Source organism: Pseudomonas sp. rhizo66 (assembly GCF_031931925.1).
Lineage (GTDB): Bacteria > Pseudomonadota > Gammaproteobacteria > Pseudomonadales > Pseudomonadaceae > Aquipseudomonas.
In genome coordinates this window covers 18,208-36,828 of sequence record NZ_JAUJWZ010000019.1, presented here as the reverse complement: position 1 = coordinate 36,828, position 18,621 = coordinate 18,208, and the positions used below count along the sequence as shown (strand labels likewise).

Annotated in this window: 23 protein-coding genes; 17 read left to right on the top strand and 6 right to left on the bottom strand. The window is 60.5% G+C overall.

Annotated elements, in window-relative coordinates; genetic code table 11:
- Positions 1-35: 35 nt before the first annotated feature.
- The 4 genes from QZR14_RS21650 (at position 36) to QZR14_RS21635 (ending at position 2,864) form a co-directional block, all read left to right on the top strand.
- On the top strand, positions 36-824 hold the full coding sequence (locus QZR14_RS21650; RefSeq protein ID WP_008077691.1) for a ParA family protein: 789 nt from the start codon (positions 36-38) through the stop codon (positions 822-824).
- 117 nt (positions 825-941) lie between these two features.
- Complete coding sequence (locus QZR14_RS21645; RefSeq protein WP_311997712.1) at positions 942-1,892, top strand: CheW domain-containing protein; 951 nt, start codon at positions 942-944, stop codon at positions 1,890-1,892.
- Positions 1,893-1,982: 90 nt separating this feature from the next.
- On the top strand, positions 1,983-2,468 hold the full coding sequence (locus QZR14_RS21640) for a chemotaxis protein CheW (protein ID WP_250603797.1): 486 nt from the start codon (positions 1,983-1,985) through the stop codon (positions 2,466-2,468).
- The gene (locus QZR14_RS21635) at positions 2,469-2,864 is read left to right on the top strand and encodes a DUF2802 domain-containing protein (protein ID WP_250603799.1); all 396 of its coding nucleotides are present in this window, start codon (positions 2,469-2,471) and stop codon (positions 2,862-2,864) included.
- Positions 2,865-2,966: 102 nt separating this feature from the next.
- On the opposite strand, the gene QZR14_RS21630 is transcribed toward QZR14_RS21635, so the two are convergent.
- Positions 2,967-3,296: an EscU/YscU/HrcU family type III secretion system export apparatus switch protein gene (locus QZR14_RS21630; protein WP_007919976.1), complete on the bottom strand. Its 330-nt coding sequence runs from the start codon at positions 3,294-3,296 to the stop codon at positions 2,967-2,969.
- The gene (gene fliK / locus QZR14_RS21625; protein ID WP_250603801.1) at positions 3,293-4,867 is read right to left on the bottom strand and encodes a flagellar hook-length control protein FliK; all 1,575 of its coding nucleotides are present in this window, start codon (positions 4,865-4,867) and stop codon (positions 3,293-3,295) included. Before fliK ends, QZR14_RS21630 begins: the two co-directional genes overlap by 4 nt.
- A 197-nt stretch (positions 4,868-5,064) precedes the next feature.
- On the opposite strand from fliK, the gene ccmA reads away from it, so the two are divergent.
- The 12 genes from ccmA to QZR14_RS21565 all read left to right on the top strand — a co-directional run bounded on the left by ccmA (position 5,065) and on the right by QZR14_RS21565 (position 13,270).
- A complete protein-coding gene (ccmA, locus tag QZR14_RS21620; RefSeq protein WP_034151524.1) occupies positions 5,065-5,700 on the top strand; it encodes a cytochrome c biogenesis heme-transporting ATPase CcmA in 636 nt (211 codons plus the stop codon).
- The gene (gene ccmB / locus QZR14_RS21615; protein WP_007919970.1) at positions 5,697-6,365 is read left to right on the top strand and encodes a heme exporter protein CcmB; all 669 of its coding nucleotides are present in this window, start codon (positions 5,697-5,699) and stop codon (positions 6,363-6,365) included. The genes ccmA and ccmB overlap by 4 nt, the downstream gene beginning before the upstream one ends.
- A gap of 78 nt (positions 6,366-6,443) precedes the next feature.
- On the top strand, positions 6,444-7,199 hold the full coding sequence (locus QZR14_RS21610; protein WP_016987487.1) for a heme ABC transporter permease: 756 nt from the start codon (positions 6,444-6,446) through the stop codon (positions 7,197-7,199).
- A complete protein-coding gene (ccmD, locus tag QZR14_RS21605; protein ID WP_250603803.1) occupies positions 7,196-7,372 on the top strand; it encodes a heme exporter protein CcmD in 177 nt (58 codons plus the stop codon). Before QZR14_RS21610 ends, ccmD begins: the two co-directional genes overlap by 4 nt.
- Entirely contained in the window at positions 7,369-7,824 is a 456-nt protein-coding gene (gene ccmE, locus QZR14_RS21600; RefSeq protein WP_034151526.1) for a cytochrome c maturation protein CcmE, read from the top strand. The genes ccmD and ccmE overlap by 4 nt, the downstream gene beginning before the upstream one ends.
- A gap of 3 nt (positions 7,825-7,827) precedes the next feature.
- Positions 7,828-9,816 (top strand): heme lyase CcmF/NrfE family subunit, encoded by a 1,989-nt coding sequence (locus QZR14_RS21595; RefSeq protein WP_311997711.1) that lies wholly within the window; start codon positions 7,828-7,830, stop codon positions 9,814-9,816.
- Positions 9,813-10,349 carry a DsbE family thiol:disulfide interchange protein gene (locus QZR14_RS21590; RefSeq protein ID WP_311997710.1) on the top strand — a complete coding sequence of 179 codons (537 nt, stop codon included), beginning with the start codon at positions 9,813-9,815 and terminating at the stop codon, positions 10,347-10,349. Before QZR14_RS21595 ends, QZR14_RS21590 begins: the two co-directional genes overlap by 4 nt.
- Positions 10,346-10,816 carry a cytochrome c-type biogenesis protein gene (locus tag QZR14_RS21585; RefSeq protein WP_095050203.1) on the top strand — a complete coding sequence of 157 codons (471 nt, stop codon included), beginning with the start codon at positions 10,346-10,348 and terminating at the stop codon, positions 10,814-10,816. The genes QZR14_RS21590 and QZR14_RS21585 overlap by 4 nt, the downstream gene beginning before the upstream one ends.
- The gene (gene ccmI, locus QZR14_RS21580) at positions 10,813-12,015 is read left to right on the top strand and encodes a c-type cytochrome biogenesis protein CcmI (RefSeq protein WP_250603811.1); all 1,203 of its coding nucleotides are present in this window, start codon (positions 10,813-10,815) and stop codon (positions 12,013-12,015) included. Before QZR14_RS21585 ends, ccmI begins: the two co-directional genes overlap by 4 nt.
- 25 nt (positions 12,016-12,040) lie before the next feature.
- Positions 12,041-12,445: a hypothetical protein gene (locus tag QZR14_RS21575; RefSeq protein WP_093439844.1), complete on the top strand. Its 405-nt coding sequence runs from the start codon at positions 12,041-12,043 to the stop codon at positions 12,443-12,445.
- Between the two features lie 208 nt (positions 12,446-12,653).
- Positions 12,654-12,866, top strand: a complete 213-nt coding sequence (locus QZR14_RS21570; RefSeq protein WP_311997708.1) for a type II toxin-antitoxin system HicA family toxin — start codon at positions 12,654-12,656, stop codon at positions 12,864-12,866.
- Positions 12,866-13,270, top strand: a complete 405-nt coding sequence (locus QZR14_RS21565) for a type II toxin-antitoxin system HicB family antitoxin (RefSeq protein WP_123452773.1) — start codon at positions 12,866-12,868, stop codon at positions 13,268-13,270. Before QZR14_RS21570 ends, QZR14_RS21565 begins: the two co-directional genes overlap by 1 nt.
- A gap of 61 nt (positions 13,271-13,331) precedes the next feature.
- Here QZR14_RS21565 and QZR14_RS21560 read toward each other — a convergent pair whose 3' ends face one another.
- The gene (locus tag QZR14_RS21560) at positions 13,332-14,519 is read right to left on the bottom strand and encodes an MFS transporter (RefSeq protein ID WP_123452775.1); all 1,188 of its coding nucleotides are present in this window, start codon (positions 14,517-14,519) and stop codon (positions 13,332-13,334) included.
- Positions 14,520-14,760: 241 nt separating this feature from the next.
- Here QZR14_RS21560 and QZR14_RS21555 point away from each other — a divergent pair, with 241 nt between their 5' ends.
- The gene (locus QZR14_RS21555) at positions 14,761-15,381 is read left to right on the top strand and encodes a DUF5666 domain-containing protein (protein ID WP_311997707.1); all 621 of its coding nucleotides are present in this window, start codon (positions 14,761-14,763) and stop codon (positions 15,379-15,381) included.
- Between the two features lie 238 nt (positions 15,382-15,619).
- Here the strand turns inward: QZR14_RS21555 and QZR14_RS21550 are convergent, their stop codons facing one another.
- From QZR14_RS21550 to QZR14_RS21540, 3 genes are all read right to left on the bottom strand, one after another.
- Complete coding sequence (locus QZR14_RS21550; protein WP_311997706.1) at positions 15,620-16,618, bottom strand: sulfate ABC transporter substrate-binding protein; 999 nt, start codon at positions 16,616-16,618, stop codon at positions 15,620-15,622.
- 201 nt (positions 16,619-16,819) lie between these two features.
- A complete protein-coding gene (locus QZR14_RS21545) occupies positions 16,820-17,644 on the bottom strand; it encodes an ion transporter (RefSeq protein ID WP_250603823.1) in 825 nt (274 codons plus the stop codon).
- Positions 17,645-17,665: 21 nt separating this feature from the next.
- The gene (locus QZR14_RS21540) at positions 17,666-18,580 is read right to left on the bottom strand and encodes an urea transporter (RefSeq protein WP_250603825.1); all 915 of its coding nucleotides are present in this window, start codon (positions 18,578-18,580) and stop codon (positions 17,666-17,668) included.
- Between the last annotated feature and the right edge of the window lie 41 nt (positions 18,581-18,621).

The window sequence follows — 18,621 nt, the reverse complement described above, 5'->3', positions numbered from 1 at the left end:
TCGGTCGAGCATATCGGCCGGGAGGAACGAACTGAATGAGAGTCTGGGCAGTCGCCAATCAAAAGGGTGGTGTCGGTAAAACCACATCTTCCATCGCTTTAGCCGGATTGCTGGCCGAGGCGGGCAAGCGCGTGGTTGTGGTCGATCTCGACCCGCACGGCTCGATGACCAGCTATTTCGGCTATGACCCCGACAGCCTGGAACACAGCAATTACGACCTGTTTCTGCACAAGGGCAGCGTGCCGCAAGGCCTGCCGGGGCAGTTACTGCTGTCGACCAGCGATGAACGTATTTCCCTGCTGCCGTCGAGCACCGCGCTTGCCACCCTGGAGCGTCAGTCGCCGGGGCAGAGTGGCTTGGGTCTGGTGATCGCCAAGAGTCTGGCGCAGCTGTGGCAGGATTTCGATTACGCGGTGATCGACAGCCCGCCGTTGCTCGGCGTGCTGATGGTCAACGCCCTCGCGGCGAGCCAGCAACTGGTGATCCCGGTGCAGACCGAACACCTCGCCGTCAAAGGCCTGGAACGCATGGTCAACACCCTGGCGATGATCAACCGCTCGCGCAAACAGGCGTTGCCGTTCAGCATCGTGCCGACCCTGTTCGATCGCCGCACGCAAGCCTCGATGCATACCTTGCGCGTGCTGCGCGACAAATTCCCCGACGAGATCTGGCAGGGTTATATCCCGGTCGATACCCGTCTGCGCGACGCCAGCCGAGCCGGTGTCACGCCTTCGCAATTCGATGGCAAAAGTCGTGGCGTGCTGGCCTACCGTGCGCTGCTCAAGCATCTGTTGGCGCAACAACTTGTTCCGCAGGTGGCTTGAGATGAGGTTGAACCTTGTAGGAGCTGCCGCAGGCTGCGATCTTTTGATCCGGCTTTTTGGCGCTTCTGAAAAGATCAAAAGATCGCAGCCTGCGGCAGCTCCTACAGGGGACTGTGCATGAACCGGCCTTTGAAGTTGACGTCGAAGCCGCAGTTGGCCTTGCAGTCGTATCTGGACAGTTTGCTCCAGGAAATTCCTGACGCGTTGCCGACGCCAGTCGAAGTTGTCGAAGAAAGTACCGAGGCGCTGGACGAGTTTCAGGCCGCGGTGCTGGAAGAGCAGGCGCGTGATGCACAGAAAGCGGCCAGGCCTGCCGCGCCGGTTATCGCGCCTGCCGTTGCGGCGGTGGCGAAAGCACCGGTGGCATTGATCGAAGAGGCCGAGCCGGTTCGCGCGCCGGTCTCGACACTGGCGCCGTTGCTGCAAACCCAATTGCTGAGAACCGTGCCGGAACCCGCGGTGGTCGAACCGGCTCCGGCTCCAGTTGCGCCCGCGCCGATTGAGCAGACGCTGGTTACGCCGCTGGTGGAAGTGCATCTGCCGCCGAACAACACGCCGCCACCGGTGGAAGCCGATGGTCGCCCGGCCTGGGCCTCGGAAGCGTTCGAATGCCTGTTGTTCGACGTCGCCGGCCTGACCCTCGCCGTGCCGCTGGTGTGCCTTGGTTCAATCTATTCGCTGGCCGGCCACGAGCTGACACCGTTGTTCGGCCAGCCGGAATGGTTCCTCGGGATCCTGCCGAGCCAGGCCGGCAATCTGAAAGTGTTGGACACCGCGCGCTGGGTCATGCCCGATCGCTATCGCGATGACTTCCGTCAGGGCCTGCAGTACGTGATTTCGGTACAAGGTTACGAGTGGGGGCTGGCGGTGCATCAGGTCAGCCGCTCGTTGCGTCTGGACCCGAATGAAATCAAATGGAGAAGTCACCGGGGTCAGCGGCCATGGCTTGCCGGCACCGTGATTGAGCACATGTGTGCATTGCTTGATGTTTCCGCACTGGCCGAGTTGATCGCCAGCGGTGGGGCAAAGCACCTCGGCGGCCAAAAGCCGCTACATAAACCGACTTAGCAGCCGACATAACAATCAGGCGACGGCATTGTTGAATGCCGCCACACAGAACACACACCGCCCAGAGCGGTTTTTTCGAGGGGTCAGGGTATGAGTAGTCAGGCGACGAATGCAAAAGGTTCTGAAGATCCGATCCTGCAATGGGTGACCTTCAAACTGGACAACGAGACCTACGGCATCAACGTGATGCGCGTGCAGGAAGTGTTGCGCTACACCGAGATCGCCCCGGTGCCGGGCGCGCCGAGCTACGTGCTGGGCATCATCAATCTGCGCGGTAACGTGGTCACCGTGATCGACACCCGTCAGCGCTTCGGCCTGCACAGCGGCGAGATCAGCGACAACACCCGTATCGTCATCATCGAAGCCGACAAGCAAGTCGTCGGCATCATGGTCGACAGCGTGGCCGAAGTGGTTTACCTGCGTCAGTCGGAAATCGAGACGGCGCCGAACGTCGGCAACGAAGAGTCGGCCAAGTTCATCCAGGGCGTGTGCAACAAGAACAACGAGTTGCTGATCCTGGTCGAGCTGGACAAGATGATGAGCGAAGAAGAATGGTCGGAACTGGAGAGCATCTGATTGATTCTCGAGGTCGCGGTCATTGTCCTGTTCCTCTTCTGGGCAGGCACACTGGCAATGTTTGTGTCGTACATCAAGGCGCAGCGAGTGATCGCTGCGCAACAGGCTCAGGGCGATGCGCTGCGTGATCAGCGCATCAAGGACCTGGCCAAGCGTGTCGACGATTACCAGAACGGCAACGTGCGCATGGGCGACGCCCTGCACGAGTTGCGCGCGGTGGTGAATCCGTTGCCGGACAAGATTGTTGCGCTTGAACAACGCGACCCGTCGAGCCTGTCATTCGCCCAGGCGGCGAAACTGGTGGGCATGGGCGCAAGCGTCGATGAACTGACTCAGTCCTGCGGGTTGACCCAGGCTGAGGCGGAGTTGATGCGCAAGCTTCACAAAAGCAGCTAGTAGCTTCGAGCTTTTAGCGGCCAAAAGATCGCAGCCTTCGGCAGCTCCTACAGAGATCTCATGTAGGAGCTGCCGAAGGCTGCGATCTTTTGCTTTTAAGGCTCAGTAATCATCCCCGCGATCGGTGATGTCCTTCTCGACCATCGGCGCATTCGGGTCCTGCCCTTCGGGGAATTTGCCCTTCAGATTCCACGCAAACGCGATGATCTCGGCGATGGTGCGATACAGCTCTTCGGGAATGCTGTCGCCCAGTTCCATGCGCGCCAGCAAGCGCACCAACTCAGCGTTTTCATAAATCGGCACTTCGCAATCGCGAGCAATGCGCAGGATTTCTTCGGCCAGTTCGTCATCCCCTTTGGCGGTGAGGGTCGGGGCGTGGTTGCCGTCGTATTTGAGGGCGATGGCCTGGCGTGGGGCAGTGGAATCGTTCATGCGGTTTCGTCGACCCAGCGGTGTTCGAGACGGGTTTGGTTGCCTTGCGGCGGGGTGCCGTGGTGGCAGTCGATATCGCCGACGTTGAGCCCGCGATCGAGCAGACGCTGGCGCAGGGCAAACAGGTTGTTTTCGATCAGGTCCGCAGTGTACGGGCGTTCGGCCCACAGTTGGCTGGACAGGCTGCCGGCGATCAGTTGCGCCTGAATCTGCAGCGGCCCGAGCGGTTCCATGTCGAACGCCAGATCGACGCGCCACAATTGTTGCCTGGGCTCGCGCTCATCGCGGCGCTCGTTCGGTTGCGGTTCTCGCTCCGGCGCTTCTTCACGCTGAAACTTGACCTGCAACGGCACGATGTCCTGCAGGTTGCGCATGGGAATTTCCAGTTGCCAGGTGCTGAGCAGGCGCCCGTCGTCGGTGACGCCAGTCTGTTCCAGGCTCGATAGCTGATGGCTTTGCAGGCGCGAAACAGCGGCAGCGGCGAGGCGCAGCAACTGTTCCAGATCGCCTTCGCCGTCCAGGCTTTGCAGCAAACGCTCGGGCAGCGGGAAGCTGCTGGGTAGCGGTTTCGCGCTGACCTGGCCAAGCATGCCTAGCGCGTTGCGGACGAAACTCGGCAGCGCTTGCGCCAGGGTGTTGGCGGCGATGATCGCGTTGAAACTGGTGTTGCTCGGCAGGCCCGGGGTCAGTTGTGCGATCAGCTTGAGCAGGTCGGCTTTCATGTCCGGGGCTAGCGTCGGGTTCTGCCCGGTCAGCAGTTTGGCTTCGAGGAACGCGCCGCTGTTGGCCAAGGCCAGTGCCACGCCTTTGGCGGTACTCAGTTGCTGCACGTCCGGCAGGCTGGCGAGCAGTTTGTCGACCACGGCACGCAAATCCTGCGAGGTCTGATCGGTATCGCTCGGCAGGTTTTGCAACGCGTTCAGCAACCCCGTCAGGGAGGCCTGACGACTTTGCTGGCCGAGCAGTTGCTGACTCACAGCCAGTTGTTCCTGGCGGCTGCTCATCGGCAGGAATTTCAGGGTTTGTGCGTCTTCGACCAATGCCGAAAGCAGGGTGCCGATGCGCAGCGGTTGCGGGCTGTCGATGGTCAGTGTGCTGCCGCTCTGTGCGGTGTTGAGCAGGCTGACCAAGGAGCGGAATACCGCCGCTTGCCCCGGCGTCTGCGGCAGCGCCTGCGAGGTCAGCACCTTGCCTTGCAGCAGTGTGCCGACCGGCAATTGCGCGGTGTCGATGCGGGTGAGGGCGGCGACGCTGCTGGCAATGGCTTGCTGCACGGTAATCGCCAGATTGCCCGCCGAGGGCTGGGTGATCGCCAGACTGGTGCCTTGGGGCAGCGGCAGATTGCTGGTCGCTTGCACGGTGGTCTGGCGTCCGCCGTCGACGGTCACCTTGAGCAATAACTGAAAGGTCTGGTCCGCCTGCTTGAGCGACAACACCTCGGCCTTGGCGCTTTGCCCGGCGCCGATCAAGCCTTCGACCGGGGTCAGCAGCTTGAGCAGCTCACCGACCTGCGGGCGAACGGTCGCCGGGGTGGTGGGCGGGAGCGGGAGGATGTTCATTTCGCCTGTCATACGCGGACACAACCTGAGGAAAATGCACTCTTGAGAGTAAGGCACTGCATGTATAATGCCGCCCGTCTTGCGCTTCGTTCAAAAAACATAGCAATTGTTTGACCCAGCTCTCTAGATCGAGCCGTCAATGCGTCTATGCTGCATCTCTTTAACGGCCGCGCCAGAGCCGACTTGAACCGTATAAGGCCCGTGATCCCTTGACCAGTCCTGTCCTGCAAACCGTTGCCCTCGCGTGTGAACGTGATCTCAGGTTGCTCTTCGAAAATCTCGAATTGAGACTGGCCAGTGGCGATATGGTGCAGATCAGCGGGCCCAACGGCAGCGGCAAAACCAGTTTGTTACGTTTGCTATCCGGGTTGATGCAGCCGACCGCCGGACAAGTCCTGCTCAATGGCCAGCCGCTGACCGAACAACGCAGCGAACTCGCACGCAACCTGCTGTGGATCGGCCACGCCGCCGGGATCAAGGATTTGCTCACCCCGGAAGAAAACCTCTCCTGGCTCTGTGCCCTGCATCATCCCGCCGAGCGCGACGCCATTTGGCAAGCGCTGGCAGCCGTAGGATTGCGCGGTTTCGAAGATGTTCCCTGCCACAGCCTGTCCGCCGGTCAGCAACGCCGCGTGGCGCTGGCGCGTTTGTATCTGGACAGCCCGCCGCTGTGGATTCTCGATGAGCCGTTTACCGCATTGGACAAGCAGGGCGTGGCGCAACTGGAAGAACACTTGGCCGGGCACTGCGAGCGCGGCGGTCTGGTGGTGTTGACCACGCACCACACGCTGAGCCGGATGCCGGCCGGTTATCGCGACATCGATCTGGGGAACTGGGCAGTATGAGTGTGTTTGGCCTGCTGGTTGCCCGTGAATCCCGACTGCTGTTTCGCCGCCCGGCGGAACTGGCCAATCCGCTGATTTTCTTTGCCATCGTCATCGCTTTGTTCCCGCTTGCCGTCGGCCCGGAAACTCAAGTGTTGCAAAACCTGTCTCCCGGGTTAGTCTGGGTGGCGGCGCTTTTGTCAGTCCTGCTCTCGCTGGACGGGCTTTTCCGCAGTGATTTCGAAGACGGATCCCTGGAACAGTGGGTCCTTTCGTCGCACCCGCTGCCACTTCTGGTCTTGGCCAAGGTGCTGGCACACTGGCTCTTCTCCGGTCTGGCACTGGTTTTGCTCTCACCGCTGCTGGCGTTGATGCTCGGTTTGCCTGCTGCCTGTCTGCCGGTTTTGCTGCTTTCGTTGCTGCTGGGAACACCGGTGCTGAGCTTGCTCGGCGCGGTGGGCGCGGCACTGACGGTCGGTCTGAAACGTGGCGGTCTGTTGTTGGCGCTGCTGATTCTGCCGTTGTACATCCCGGTGTTGATCCTTGGCAGTGGCGCCTTGCAGGCCGCGTTGCAAGGCATGCCGGCGACCGGGTATCTGCTGTGGCTGGGTAGCCTGACCGCCCTGGCGATCACCCTGACACCGTTTGCAATAGCTGCTGGCCTGAAGATCAGCGTCGGCGAATAATGAGGTCTGGTTAAAATTTAACCAGCAAAGACCCTGAGACTGCTCACACCGATGAGCGGCACCCGTGATGGAAACAGTATGAACTGGACCTGGTTTCACAAGCTCGGCTCGCCCAAGTGGTTCTACGGCATCAGCAGCAAGTTCTTGCCATGGCTGAGCATTGCAGCGTTGCTGTTGATTGGTGTCGGCGTCGTTTGGGGCCTGGCCTTCGCGCCGCCGGATTACCAGCAAGGCAACAGCTTTCGCATCATCTATATCCACGTACCCGCCGCGATGCTCGCTCAGTCGATCTACGTGATGCTGGCGGTGTGCGGCGTGGTCGGGCTGGTGTGGAAGATGAAACTGGCCGATGTCGCCCTGCAATGCGCCGCACCGATCGGCGCGTGGATGACCGCCGTAGCGCTGGTCACCGGGGCAATCTGGGGCAAACCGACGTGGGGTTCGTGGTGGGTGTGGGATGCGCGTCTGACCTCGATGCTGATTCTGCTGTTCCTGTATTTCGGCGTGATTGCGCTGGGCAATGCCATCAGCAACCGCGACAGCGCCGCCAAGGCCTGCGCGGTATTGGCCATCGTCGGTGTGATCAACATTCCGATCATCAAATACTCGGTGGAGTGGTGGAATACCCTGCACCAGGGTGCGACCTTCACCCTCACTGAAAAACCGGCGATGCCTGCCGAGATGTGGCTGCCACTGCTGCTGACGGTGCTGGGTTTCTACTGCTTCTTCGGCGCCGTGCTGTTGTTGCGCATGCGTCTTGAGGTGCTCAAGCGTGAGGCTCGCGCCAGTTGGGTGAAAGAAGAAGTGCAGCACAGTCTGGAGGCCGCTCGATGAGTTTTGCTTCATTCGGCGACTTCCTCGCCATGGGCCATCATGGCCTGTATGTCTGGTCGGCCTACGGCATCTGTCTGGCGGTGCTGATCCTCAACGTGGTGGCGCCGATCGCGGCCCGCAAGCGTTATCTGCAACAAGAGGCGCGTCGTCTGCGCCGGGAGAACAGCAAGTGAATCCGCTGCGCAAGAAACGTCTGATCATCATTCTGGCCATTCTGGTCGGGGTCGGCGCTGCCGTCGGCCTGGCCCTCAGCGCCCTGCAGCAGAACATCAATCTGTTCTACACGCCGACCCAGATCGCCAATGGCGAAGCGCCGCAAGACACGCGCATCCGCGCCGGCGGCATGGTCGAGAAGGGCTCGCTGCAACGCTCGCCGGATTCGCTCGACGTCAAATTCGTCGTCACCGACTTCAACAAATCCGTGACCATCGCCTACCGTGGCATCCTCCCGGATCTGTTTCGCGAAGGGCAGGGCATCGTTGCCCTCGGCAAGCTCAACGCCGACGGCGTGGTGGTGGCCGATGAAGTGCTGGCCAAGCACGACGAGAAATACATGCCACCGGAAGTGACCAAAGCCTTGAAAGACAGCGGTCAATCCGCGCCAACGCCTGCGAAGGAGGGTTGATCGATGAGTTCGGCAATTTTTATTCCTGAGCTCGGCCATCTGGCGATGATTCTGGCCCTGTGTTTAGCCCTGGTGCAGGCCGTGGTGCCCTTGGTCGGTGCCTGGCGCGGCGACCGTTTCTGGATGAGTCTGGCCCAGCCGGCCGCGTGGGGGCAGTTTGCATTTTTGCTGTTCGCGTTTGGCATTCTGACCTACGCGTTCATGACCGATGACTTCTCTGTCGCCTATGTCGCCAACAACTCCAACACCGCGTTGCCGTGGTACTACAAATTCAGCGCCGTATGGGGCGCCCACGAAGGTTCGTTGCTGCTCTGGGCACTGATTCTTGGCGGCTGGACCTTCGCGGTATCGGTGTTCTCGCGGCAGTTGCCGCAGGTAATGCTGGCGCGGGTGCTGGCGGTGATGGGCATGATCAGCACCGGTTTCCTGCTGTTCCTGATCCTCACGTCCAACCCGTTCAAGCGCATCCTGCCGCAAATGCCCAGCAATGGCGCTGACCTCAATCCACTGTTGCAAGACATCGGCCTGATCGTTCATCCGCCGATGTTGTACATGGGTTACGTCGGCTTTTCGGTGGCGTTCGCCTTCGCCATCGCGGCGTTGATGGGCGGTCGTCTCGATGCGGCGTGGGCGCGCTGGTCGCGTCCGTGGACCATCGTCGCCTGGGCGTTCCTCGGTATTGGCATCACCCTCGGTTCGTGGTGGGCCTACTACGAACTCGGCTGGGGTGGCTGGTGGTTCTGGGACCCGGTGGAAAACGCCTCCTTCATGCCTTGGCTGGTCGGCACTGCGCTGATCCACTCGCTGGCGGTCACGGAAAAACGTGGCGTGTTCAAGAGCTGGACCGTGTTGCTGGCGATCGCCGCGTTCTCCCTGAGCCTGCTCGGCACCTTCCTCGTACGTTCCGGCGTGCTGACTTCGGTGCATGCGTTTGCCTCCGATCCGGAGCGCGGCGTGTTCATCCTGATCTTCCTGTTGTTTGTGGTCGGCGGCTCGCTGACGCTGTTCGCCCTGCGCGCGCCAGTGGTCAAGAGTCAGGTCGGGTTCAACCTGTGGTCGAGGGAAACCCTGCTGCTGGGCAATAACCTGGTGTTGGTGGTGGCGGCGTCGATGATCCTGCTCGGCACGCTGTACCCGCTGATTCTCGATGCCCTGAGCGGCGCGAAGATGTCGGTCGGCCCGCCGTACTTTAACGCGCTGTTCATCCCGTTGATGGGATTGCTGATGGTGGTGATGGCGATCGGCGTGATCGTGCGCTGGAAGGACACCCCGGTGAAGTGGCTGGCCGGCATGCTCACGCCAGTGCTGCTCGGCAGCGTTGCGCTGGCAGTGGTGGCCGGTGTCGCTTACGGCGATTTCAACTGGGCGGTGATCGCGACTTTCCTGCTCGCTGCATGGGTGTTGCTCGCCGGTGTGCGTGACATCGTCGACAAGACTCGCCACAAAGGTCTGATCAAAGGCTTGCCAACCCTGACTCGCAGCTATTGGGGCATGCAGATTGCCCACCTCGGCATCGCCGTGTGTGCGTTGGGCGTGGTGTTGTCGAGCCAGAACAGTGCCGAACGCGACCTGCGTCTGGCGCCGGGCGAGTCGATGGACCTGGCCGGTTATCACTTCATCTTCGAAGGCGCCAGGCACTTCGAAGGGCCGAACTTTACGTCGGACAAAGGCACCATTCGGGTGATCCGCGACGGCAAGGAAATCAGCGTGCTGCACCCGGAAAAACGTCTGTACACCGTGCAGAGTTCGATGATGACCGAAGCCGGGATCGACGCTGGCTTCACCCGTGACCTTTACGTCGCCCTCGGTGAGCCGCTGGACAACGGCGCGTGGGCGGTGCGCGTGCACGTCAAACCGTTTGTGCGCTGGATCTGGTTCGGCGGTTTGCTCACAGGTCTGGGTGGTTTGCTGGCGGCGCTGGATCGACGTTATCGGGTCAAGGTGAAAGCCAAGGTGCGTGAAGCACTGGGCATGACGGGAGCGGCTGCATGAGACGTTGGTTGATGCTGGTGCCACTGGCGATTTTCCTGCTGGTGGCGGTGTTTCTTTATCGCGGTCTGTACCTCGATCCGGCGGAGTTGCCGTCGGCGATGATCAACAAGCCGTTCCCGGAGTTTTCCCTGCCGAACGTGCAGGGCGACAAGAACCTGACCAAGGCTGACATTCTCGGTAAACCGGCGCTGGTCAACGTGTGGGGCACCTGGTGCATTTCCTGCCGGGTCGAGCATCCGGTGCTGAACAAACTCGCCGAGCGTGGCGTGGTGATCTACGGGATCAACTACAAGGACACCAACGCCGATGCCTTGAAGTGGCTGGCCGAATTCCACAATCCGTATGCGCTGGATATTCGTGACGAAGAGGGCTCGCTGGGCCTCAATCTGGGCGTCTACGGCGCACCAGAGACCTTCTTCATCGACGCCAAGGGCATCATCCGCGACAAGTACGTCGGCGTAATCGATGAGCAGGTCTGGCGCGAAAAACTCGCGGCCAAGTATCAGGCGCTGGTCGACGAGGCCAAGCCATGAAGCGTTTTCTCGCTGCCGTGGTTCTGGGCTTGAGTCTGGCCGGTGTCGCCCATGCTGCTATTGATACGTATGAGTTCGCCAAAGAAGGTGATCGTGAGCGTTTCCGCGAACTGACCAAGGAGCTGCGCTGCCCCAAGTGCCAGAACCAGGACATTGCCGACTCCAACGCACCAATTGCCGCGGACTTGCGCAAAGAGATTTTCCGTATGCTCGGCGAGGGCAAGGACAACCAGCAGATCATCGACTTCATGGTGGATCGCTACGGTGATTTCGTCCGCTACAAACCGGCACTCAATGCCAAGACCGCACTGCTGTGGTTCGGCCCGGCCGGTCTGCTGCTCGGTGGTTTGGTGGTGATCGCGGTGATCGTCCGCCGTCGCCGCGGCCAGCGCGCCGAGACTCCGCAAGCGCTGTCCAGTGAAGAGCGTCAGCGCCTCGACCAACTGTTGGATAAAAACCAAGAATGATTGATTTCTGGCTTGCCGCAGGGCTGTTGCTTCTGGTCGCCCTGAGTTTTCTGCTGATCCCGGTGCTGCGTGAACGACGCGCCCAGCGTGAAGAGGATCGTACTGCCCTGAACGTTGCGCTGTATCAGGAACGTGTCGCCGAGTTGCAGTCGCAACAGGCTGAAGGCGTGCTCGACGCGGCGCAAATGGACAGCGGCCGCGCCGAGGCTGCGCGTGAGCTGCTGGCGGATACCGAAGGCGTTGCCGCACCGCGTGTGTCGAAGCTGGGTAAACCCTTGCCGTTGCTGGCGGCAATATTGGTGCCGGTGTTGGGCCTGGGCCTGTATCTGCATTTCGGTGCGGCCGACAAGGTCGAACTGACCCGCGAATTCGCCCAGGCACCGCAGTCGATGGAAGAGATGACCCAACGTCTGGAGCGTGCCGTCGCGGCGCAACCGGATTCTGCCGAAGGCCTGTATTTCCTCGGCCGGACCTACATGGCGCAAGAGCGCCCGGCGGACGCGGCGAAGATGTTCGAACGTGCTGCCAATCTGGCCGGTCGTCAACCGGAACTCCTCGGCCAGTGGGCACAGGCGCAATACTTTGCTGACGGCAAGAAGTGGTCGGCGAAGATTCAGGCGCTGACTGACGAAGCGCTGAAGGCGGATCCGAAAGAAGTCACCAGCCTGGGTCTGCTCGGCATCGCCGCGTTTGAAGGCGAGCGTTATCAGGAAGCCATCGATTACTGGAACCGCTTGCTGGCGCAATTGCCGCCGGAGGATAGCTCCCGTGCCGCGCTGCAAGGCGGGATCACACGCGCCGCCGAGCGACTGCAAGCCAGCGGTGGCAAGGTCGCTCAGGCCCCCGTACCCGCGAAAGCTGCGCTGTTGAAAGTCAGCGTCGATCTGGCCAGCGAACTGAGAAGCAAAGTGCAGCCGGGCGACAGCGTGTTCATCTTTGCCCGCGCGACGTCCGGTCCGCCGGCACCGCTGGCGGCCAAACGCCTGACCGTGGCCGATCTGCCGGTGACCGTCGAACTGGGCGATGCCGACGCAATGATGCCGCAGTTGAAACTGTCGAACTTCCCTGAAGTCCAACTGGTTGCGCGCATCTCCCGCGCTGGCCAACCGACTGCCGGCGAGTGGGTCGGTCGCAGCGGCCCTCTGGCCAGCAGCACCACTGCGCTACAAAAACTGACCATCGACAGCCCGGACAAATAGCCGGACACAACAGGAAAGCACCGCCATGCACACCATCGCCCGAATCACAGTCCTCACACTGGCCCTGGGCTTGAGTGCATGTGCGGTGCAACGACCGGAACCGACCACCAACCTGCCGCCGATCCCGCCGTCTCAGCCAAGTCCGACGCCGTCGACCTCACCGACGCCGGGCAAAAGCATCCCGGCCAAGCCGTCGAAACCGGTCCCGCGCACCTCGGCCAGCTTCGCCCCGCCACCGGGCGGCAATAGCCACTGGGACCAGAAACTCGGCGTCTACGTCCTCGACGACCAGACCAACACCTTCTACCGCCAGCGCACCTACTACCGCTGGAACAACGGCTGGAGCCGCTCGGTCAGCCCCAACGGCCCTTGGGAAGACACCAACATCCACGGTGTGCCACCGGGGTTGGGCAAACAGTTCGGGCAGTGAATGAAAACGGCGATCTTCGGATCGCCGTTTTGCTGTGTGCCTGTTGGGTGCTCACAGAAGTTGCTCATGGAAGTGCTGCACAACGCTCAGGGTTTAGCGGTTTCAATCACACTATGTAAAACAACCAGACGTCGTTCTGCCAATTTCCGTGCTTGAGTAAAGGTAACTCTAGAGTTATTTTTGTGAGGCCAAGGCAAGGAGGCGGTTGGTGCAGAGCAGGCTATTGATCAAGGCGCTGGAGGAGGCGGGCTGGACGTTGGATCGGGTGACCGGCAGTCATCACATCTTCAGGCACCGATACAATCCGAACACGATTCCCGTCCCTCATCCGAAAAAGGATTTGCCGTTGGGGACAGTCAAAAGCATCAGGCGGCGTGCCGGGTTGTACAACCCGCCAGCCAGTTTCGAAGGAGATCCATAATGCAATATCCAATCTGTATCGAGTGGGGAGACGAGAACACTGCCATCGGTATTCAGATCCCCGATATTCCCGGCGCCGTTACAGCAGGGGATAGCTTTGAAGATGCCTACAAGGCGGCGGTTGAAGTCGCCCACATCATGCTGCAGGAGATTGCGGCGGACGGGAAGTCGATTCCTATGCCGACTTCGGCATCCGCTCATCGCAGTAATCCGGAATTTGCCGACATGGGCTGGGGCATGCTTGAGCTGGATATTTCGCCGTATCTGGGCAAGACCGAGAAAGTCAACGTAACGCTGCCCGGTTACGTGATTCAGCGAATCGACCGTTACGTGCGCGAACACAACGTCAAAAGCCGCTCCTCCTTTCTGGCGGATGCGGCGATGGAGAAACTGGTTCGATATTGAAACTCATCGCTCCCCCAGGCTTAGTGAATAACCTGCGGGAGCGAGCCTGCTCGCGAAGCTTTCACGCCGTCGCCAATGAACCACGCTGCGAAACACTCAAAAACCGCAACAACGCCAACAACGGGAACACACTCCCCACAATCACAATCCACAACCAGCCGCCATGCTCGTACACCGCACTCGCCACCGACGAGCCGAAGGCGCCGCCGATGAAGATGCTGGTCATGTACAGCGCGTTCAAGCGGCCACGACTTTTTGCGTCCAGCGAGTACACCGCGCGTTGGCCGAGGACCATGTTCATCTGTACGCAGAAATCGAGCACCACGCCGGTCACGGCCAGGCCGATGACGCTGTAGGCCGGGTGGATGAAGGCGGGCAGGAAGCTCAGGCTGGCGAACAGCATGGCCAGCAGCGAGGCGATGCGGGTATGGCCGGCGTCGGCCAGGCGTCCGCTGATCGGCGCGGCGATGGCCCCGATGGCGCCGACCAGGGCGAATATCGCGATCTCGCTTTGCGACAGGCCATGGTTGCGCGCCAGTTCCAGCGGCACCGCCGTCCAGAACAGGCTGAAGGTGGCGAACATGCAGCCCTGATAAAACGCACGCTGACGCAGTACCGGTTGCTGGCGCAGTAACGTCCACAGTGAACCGATCAACTGGCCATACGTGGCGCTGTGATCAGGCTGGCGCTTGGGCACGGTGAGCGCGAGTACCACGCTGATCGCCGCCATCAATGCGGCGGCAATCATGAACATCGCCCGCCAGCCCAAGTGGTCGGCCACCACGCTCGACACTGGCCGCGCCAACAGTATGCCCAGCAGCAGGCCGCCCATGATCCCGCCGACCACCCGGCCACGAGACTCTTCCGGCGCCAGATGTGCCGCCAGCGGAATCAGGATCTGCACCGACACCGAACTGAAGCCCACCAGCAGCGAGATCAGCAAAAACACATTCGGCTGATCGGTAAACGCCGCCGCCAACAGACTGGCAATCGCCACCACGGTGGTGATGATCATCAACCGGCGGTTTTCCAGCAGATCGGCCAGCGGCACCAGGAAGAACAGGCCCAGCGCATAACCGATTTGCGTCAGCGAGACGATGAAACTGGCCATGGTGTCGGAGAGACCGATGTCCGGCGCGATCAGGCCGATGATCGGCTGCGCGTAGTAGATGTTGGCAACGATGGCGCCGCAGCAGAAGGCGAACAGCAGCACCATGCCTCGGGTCATTGCGTGAGTGGTGGTGGTCATAAGGTTTCTCGATCCAGCGAAAGAATGCGCTAAGGCTATGGGGCAAACCGGATGGGCAGAAGACACCTTCGGTTGATATCAGTTATTCCGTTGCGCAATGACGGGGTGCTAGCAGGGTGTCATCCATCGGTGGACCTTGCGTCCGACCGTTGCGGGTCGATGATACATTCACTTACATCCTGTTCGATAGCGTGCTTATGTTTGCAGCAGCGTGTTCAACCTTGATGACTGGAGGATTGCAATGTTTCGTCAGACGCTTCGCCACACCGCAACGATTGCCCTGATCAGCCTGCTGGGCGCGATGAGCGCACAGGCCGCCGACGCACCGGGGATGCGCATCGGTGTGCGCGGCGAGATCACCGGGGTCAGCGCCGACAGGCTCAAAGTCCACGTCAACAGCGGCGAGAACGTGGTGATCCAGTTGACTGGTGACACCAAAGTTCGCGCGGTCACCCTGGCTAATATCGAGGACATCAAACCTGGCAGCTACATCGGTTCGGCGGCGATGCCGCAGGAGGACGGCACGCTCAAGGCGCTGGAGGTGCATGTCTTCCCGCCGGAGCTGGCGGGCAGCGGCGATGGCCATCGGCCGTTTGATCTGGCCAAGGGCAGCAGCATGACCAACGGCAGCGTCGGCGACCTGGTAGTAAGCAACGGGCGGGTGCTGACGGTGAACTACAACGGCGGGCAGCAGAAGATTCTGGTGCCGGAGGATGTGCCGATCGTCAATCTGGTGCCCGGGGATCGGAGTTTGCTGAAGGTTGGGGTGAAGATTGTTACGTTTGTCACGCAGGGCGCGGACGGCACGCTGACGGCGCAATCGATTTCTGCGGGTCAGGATGGGGTGACGCCACCGATGTAAAAGCCCCTCACCCTAGCCCTCTCCCAGAGGGAGAGGGGACTGATTGGGGGATGCTGAAGGAATACGCCGACCTGAAACTGCGATGCCGAATCCATAATCGATAAGGTTTCTCAGGTCGATGTAACTCGCCAGACACCTCGGTCGGCCCCCTCTCCCTCCGGGAGAGGGCTGGGTGAGGGTAAAGCGGCCACAAAAAAAGGCGACCACTGTGGGTCGCCTTTTTATGTCAGCTCAAGCCTTACTGCCCGCTGTAAATCTGATCGAAAACCCCACCATCATTAAAGTGAGTCTTCTGCACCGTACGCCAGTCACCAAAGGTCTTCTCAACCGAGAGGAAATCAACTTTCGGGAAACGATCGGTGTGCTTCGCCAGCACCGCCGGATCACGCGGACGCAGGTAGTTCGCCGCTGCAATCTCCTGACCTTCCGGCGACCACAGGTACTTCAGGTACTCATCCGCCGCCGCACGCGAACCTTTCTTGTCGACGACTTTATCGACCACCGATACCGGTGGCTCAGCCTCAGCAGAAACACTCGGGTAGATCACTTCGAACTGATCACGACCAAACTCGCGGGCAATCATTTCCGCTTCGTTTTCGAAGGTCACCAGCACGTCGCCGATCTGGTTGGTCATGAAGGTCGTGGTGGCGGCGCGGCCACCGGTATCCAGCACTGGCGCTTGCTTGAACAGCTTGCCGACGAACGCCTTGGCCTTGTTCTCGTCGCCACCGTTCTTCAGCACATAACCCCACGCCGACAGATAGGTGTAGCGGCCGTTACCCGAAGTTTTCGGGTTTGGCACGATCACCTGCACGCCGTCCTTGAGCAGGTCCGGCCAGTCTTTCAGGGCTTTCGGGTTGCCTTTGCGGACGATGAACACCGTGGCCGAGGTGAATGGCGCGCTGTTGTTCGGCAGACGCGTGACCCAGTTGTCCGGGACCAGTTTGCCATTGTCGGCGAGGGCGTTGATGTCGGTGGCCATGTTCATGGTGATGACATCAGCCGGCAGGCCATCGATCACCGAACGCGCTTGCTTGCTCGAACCGCCGAAGGACATCTGCACGGTGATGCTTTCGTTGTGCTCGGCCTGCCAGTGTTTCTGGAACGCAGTGTTGTAGTCCTTGTAGAAATCGCGCATCACGTCGTAGGAAACGTTGAGCAGCGTCGGGGCTGCCTGAGCGATGTTGGCCAAGGCCAGGCCAGCGGCGAGAAGTGAGGCGCCAAAGAGTTTTTTCACTGCGCATTCCTTGTTGTCTATTTATGTAGGAGCTGCCGAAGGCTCGGGCCGCGTTCGGACGATCTTTTGATTTTGTTTTTACAACATCAAGATCAAAAGATCGCAGCCTGCGGCAGCTCCTACAGGTTCGGGGGTGATGTTCAATTGCCACTGACTATAACGGGGCGCGCATAGTCGTTTAAAGATTAAAAAGCTCTTTGCTTATTCCAGTTTCTTGAACAGCGCATTGCCACACCGCGAGCAAAACGCTGCGCCGTGTTCATGGCTGTTTTTCCTGCACACCGGGCAGTCGTGTTGCAATTGTTCACCGCGCATGGCGTTGGCCAGTTCGGCAGTGAAAATCCCCGTCGGCACGGCGATGATCGAGTAACCGGTGATCATCACCAGCGACGAAATCACCTGACCCAGCGGTGTCTTCGGCACGATGTCGCCGAAGCCCACGGTGGTCAACGTGACGATCGCCCAATAGATGCCTTTGGGAATGCTGGTAAAACCATGCTCGGGGCCTTCGATCACGTACATCAAGGTGCCGAACACCGTCACCAGGGTGCAGACGCTGACCAGAAACACGACGATCTTCTGCTTGCTGCCGCGCAGCGCCGACATCAGGTAATTGGCTTGCTTGAGGTACGGGCTGAGCTTTAGCACGCGGAAAATCCGCAACATCCGAATGATCCGGATAATCAGCAGGTACTGTGCATCGCTGTAATACAGGGCGAGGATGCCCGGCACGATCGCCAGCAAATCCACCAGCCCGTAAAAGCTGAAGGCGTAGCGCAACGGCTTGGGCGAGCAGTACAGACGCAGGATGTACTCGCCGAGGAAGATCGCCGTGAAACCCCACTCGATGTAGGCCAGTACGTCGGCGTAATTACGGTGAATGCTGTCGATACTGTCGAGCATCACGATCACCAGACTGGCGAGGATGATCAACAGCAAAATGCCGTCGAAGCGACGCCCGGCGAGGGTGTCGCTCTGGAAAATCATGACGTAAAGCCGTTCGCGCCAACTGTTGCTGCTGTCCATGAATAACGCCTGAATCGAAGATCAGCGCAGCCTAGGTTGATTCTCCCCGTGAGCGCAAGGCGCACGCTCGACGACGGCTTTGCCGAGCATCTGAATCCCGGCGCGGATCAGCCAGCCCGCGAGGATGAATGGCGCGGTCAACGTGGCAAGGCCAACGGCTGCAAACAGCGGTGTGACCAGCAGCGCGAGGACGATACCCAGCAGCGGCAGCCACGGTTGTTGGCGTTGCGCTGAGAAGGCGAGGGCAGCGAGCACAGCGTTGTAACTGCCAAGGCCCAGCAATGCAGCGCTGCTTTCGTGGTGCAGCAGACTGGAGCCGAGACCGATCGCTGACGCCAGCAATGCCCAGCAAAACGCGCGGCGATCAGCGATCAGCAAACCGATCGCGATCAATGCGCCGGCCAGTGGATGACCGAGGAACATCACTTGGCCCAAACCGCGCAATTCAGCGGCGAGCAGGTTCAATGTGTTCATCTCGATGTGCGCGATCGGCGCCGACGGCTCGGCGAACAGCAGCAACACCCAGCTCATGGCCACGAACGGCGAGGTGTACGCCGGTATGGAGCGGCTGCGGTACACATGTTTCAGCCATTGCTGTGTGACCATCGCGCTCAAGCCACCAGCGGCGAGAATCAGCGGCGGCAGCATCGGCGACCACGGGAAATACAGGCTCAGCAGCAGGCCGAGCAAGATGCCGTTATAGCTGAACAGCCCGGCCTGGCGATCGGCCTTGGCGTAGTTGCGCCGTTGCGCGGTGAGCAATCCGGCAACGGCACCGAGCAGCGCGCCGGCGAACAGCACCGGCGCCGTCAGCAGAATCGCCAACAGGCACAACAGGCCGCACAACGGATGGCGCTGGAGGAATATCTGACTGAAACCGTTGAGCAAAGCCTCGGCCCAGTCGGGGCAGTGGGTGTTGAAGTGATTGGCAGGCATGGCAGTTCTGAAAGTCAGTGAAACCGAGGCGCCTGCATCGC

Bases quoted from the DNA above. Each gene is read 5' to 3' on its own strand.
- QZR14_RS21565 (WP_123452773.1), top strand. From the start codon at position 12,866: ATGCAATATCCAATCTGTATCGAGTGGGGAGACGAGAACACTGCCATC.
- QZR14_RS21590 (WP_311997710.1), top strand. From the start codon at position 9,813: ATGAGACGTTGGTTGATGCTGGTGCCACTGGCGATTTTCCTGCTGGTG.
- QZR14_RS21560 (WP_123452775.1), bottom strand. From the start codon at position 14,519: ATGACCACCACCACTCACGCAATGACCCGAGGCATGGTGCTGCTGTTC.
- QZR14_RS21650 (WP_008077691.1), top strand. From the start codon at position 36: ATGAGAGTCTGGGCAGTCGCCAATCAAAAGGGTGGTGTCGGTAAAACC.
- QZR14_RS21540 (WP_250603825.1), bottom strand. From the start codon at position 18,580: ATGCCTGCCAATCACTTCAACACCCACTGCCCCGACTGGGCCGAGGCT.
- QZR14_RS21555 (WP_311997707.1), top strand. From the start codon at position 14,761: ATGTTTCGTCAGACGCTTCGCCACACCGCAACGATTGCCCTGATCAGC.
- QZR14_RS21645 (WP_311997712.1), top strand. From the start codon at position 942: ATGAACCGGCCTTTGAAGTTGACGTCGAAGCCGCAGTTGGCCTTGCAG.
- QZR14_RS21630 (WP_007919976.1), bottom strand. From the start codon at position 3,296: ATGAACGATTCCACTGCCCCACGCCAGGCCATCGCCCTCAAATACGAC.
- fliK (WP_250603801.1), bottom strand. From the start codon at position 4,867: ATGACAGGCGAAATGAACATCCTCCCGCTCCCGCCCACCACCCCGGCG.
- QZR14_RS21545 (WP_250603823.1), bottom strand. From the start codon at position 17,644: ATGGACAGCAGCAACAGTTGGCGCGAACGGCTTTACGTCATGATTTTC.
- QZR14_RS21595 (WP_311997711.1), top strand. From the start codon at position 7,828: ATGAGTTCGGCAATTTTTATTCCTGAGCTCGGCCATCTGGCGATGATT.
- ccmD (WP_250603803.1), top strand. From the start codon at position 7,196: ATGAGTTTTGCTTCATTCGGCGACTTCCTCGCCATGGGCCATCATGGC.
- ccmB (WP_007919970.1), top strand. From the start codon at position 5,697: ATGAGTGTGTTTGGCCTGCTGGTTGCCCGTGAATCCCGACTGCTGTTT.
- ccmI (WP_250603811.1), top strand. From the start codon at position 10,813: ATGATTGATTTCTGGCTTGCCGCAGGGCTGTTGCTTCTGGTCGCCCTG.
- QZR14_RS21575 (WP_093439844.1), top strand. From the start codon at position 12,041: ATGCACACCATCGCCCGAATCACAGTCCTCACACTGGCCCTGGGCTTG.
- QZR14_RS21585 (WP_095050203.1), top strand. From the start codon at position 10,346: ATGAAGCGTTTTCTCGCTGCCGTGGTTCTGGGCTTGAGTCTGGCCGGT.
- QZR14_RS21640 (WP_250603797.1), top strand. From the start codon at position 1,983: ATGAGTAGTCAGGCGACGAATGCAAAAGGTTCTGAAGATCCGATCCTG.
- QZR14_RS21610 (WP_016987487.1), top strand. From the start codon at position 6,444: ATGAACTGGACCTGGTTTCACAAGCTCGGCTCGCCCAAGTGGTTCTAC.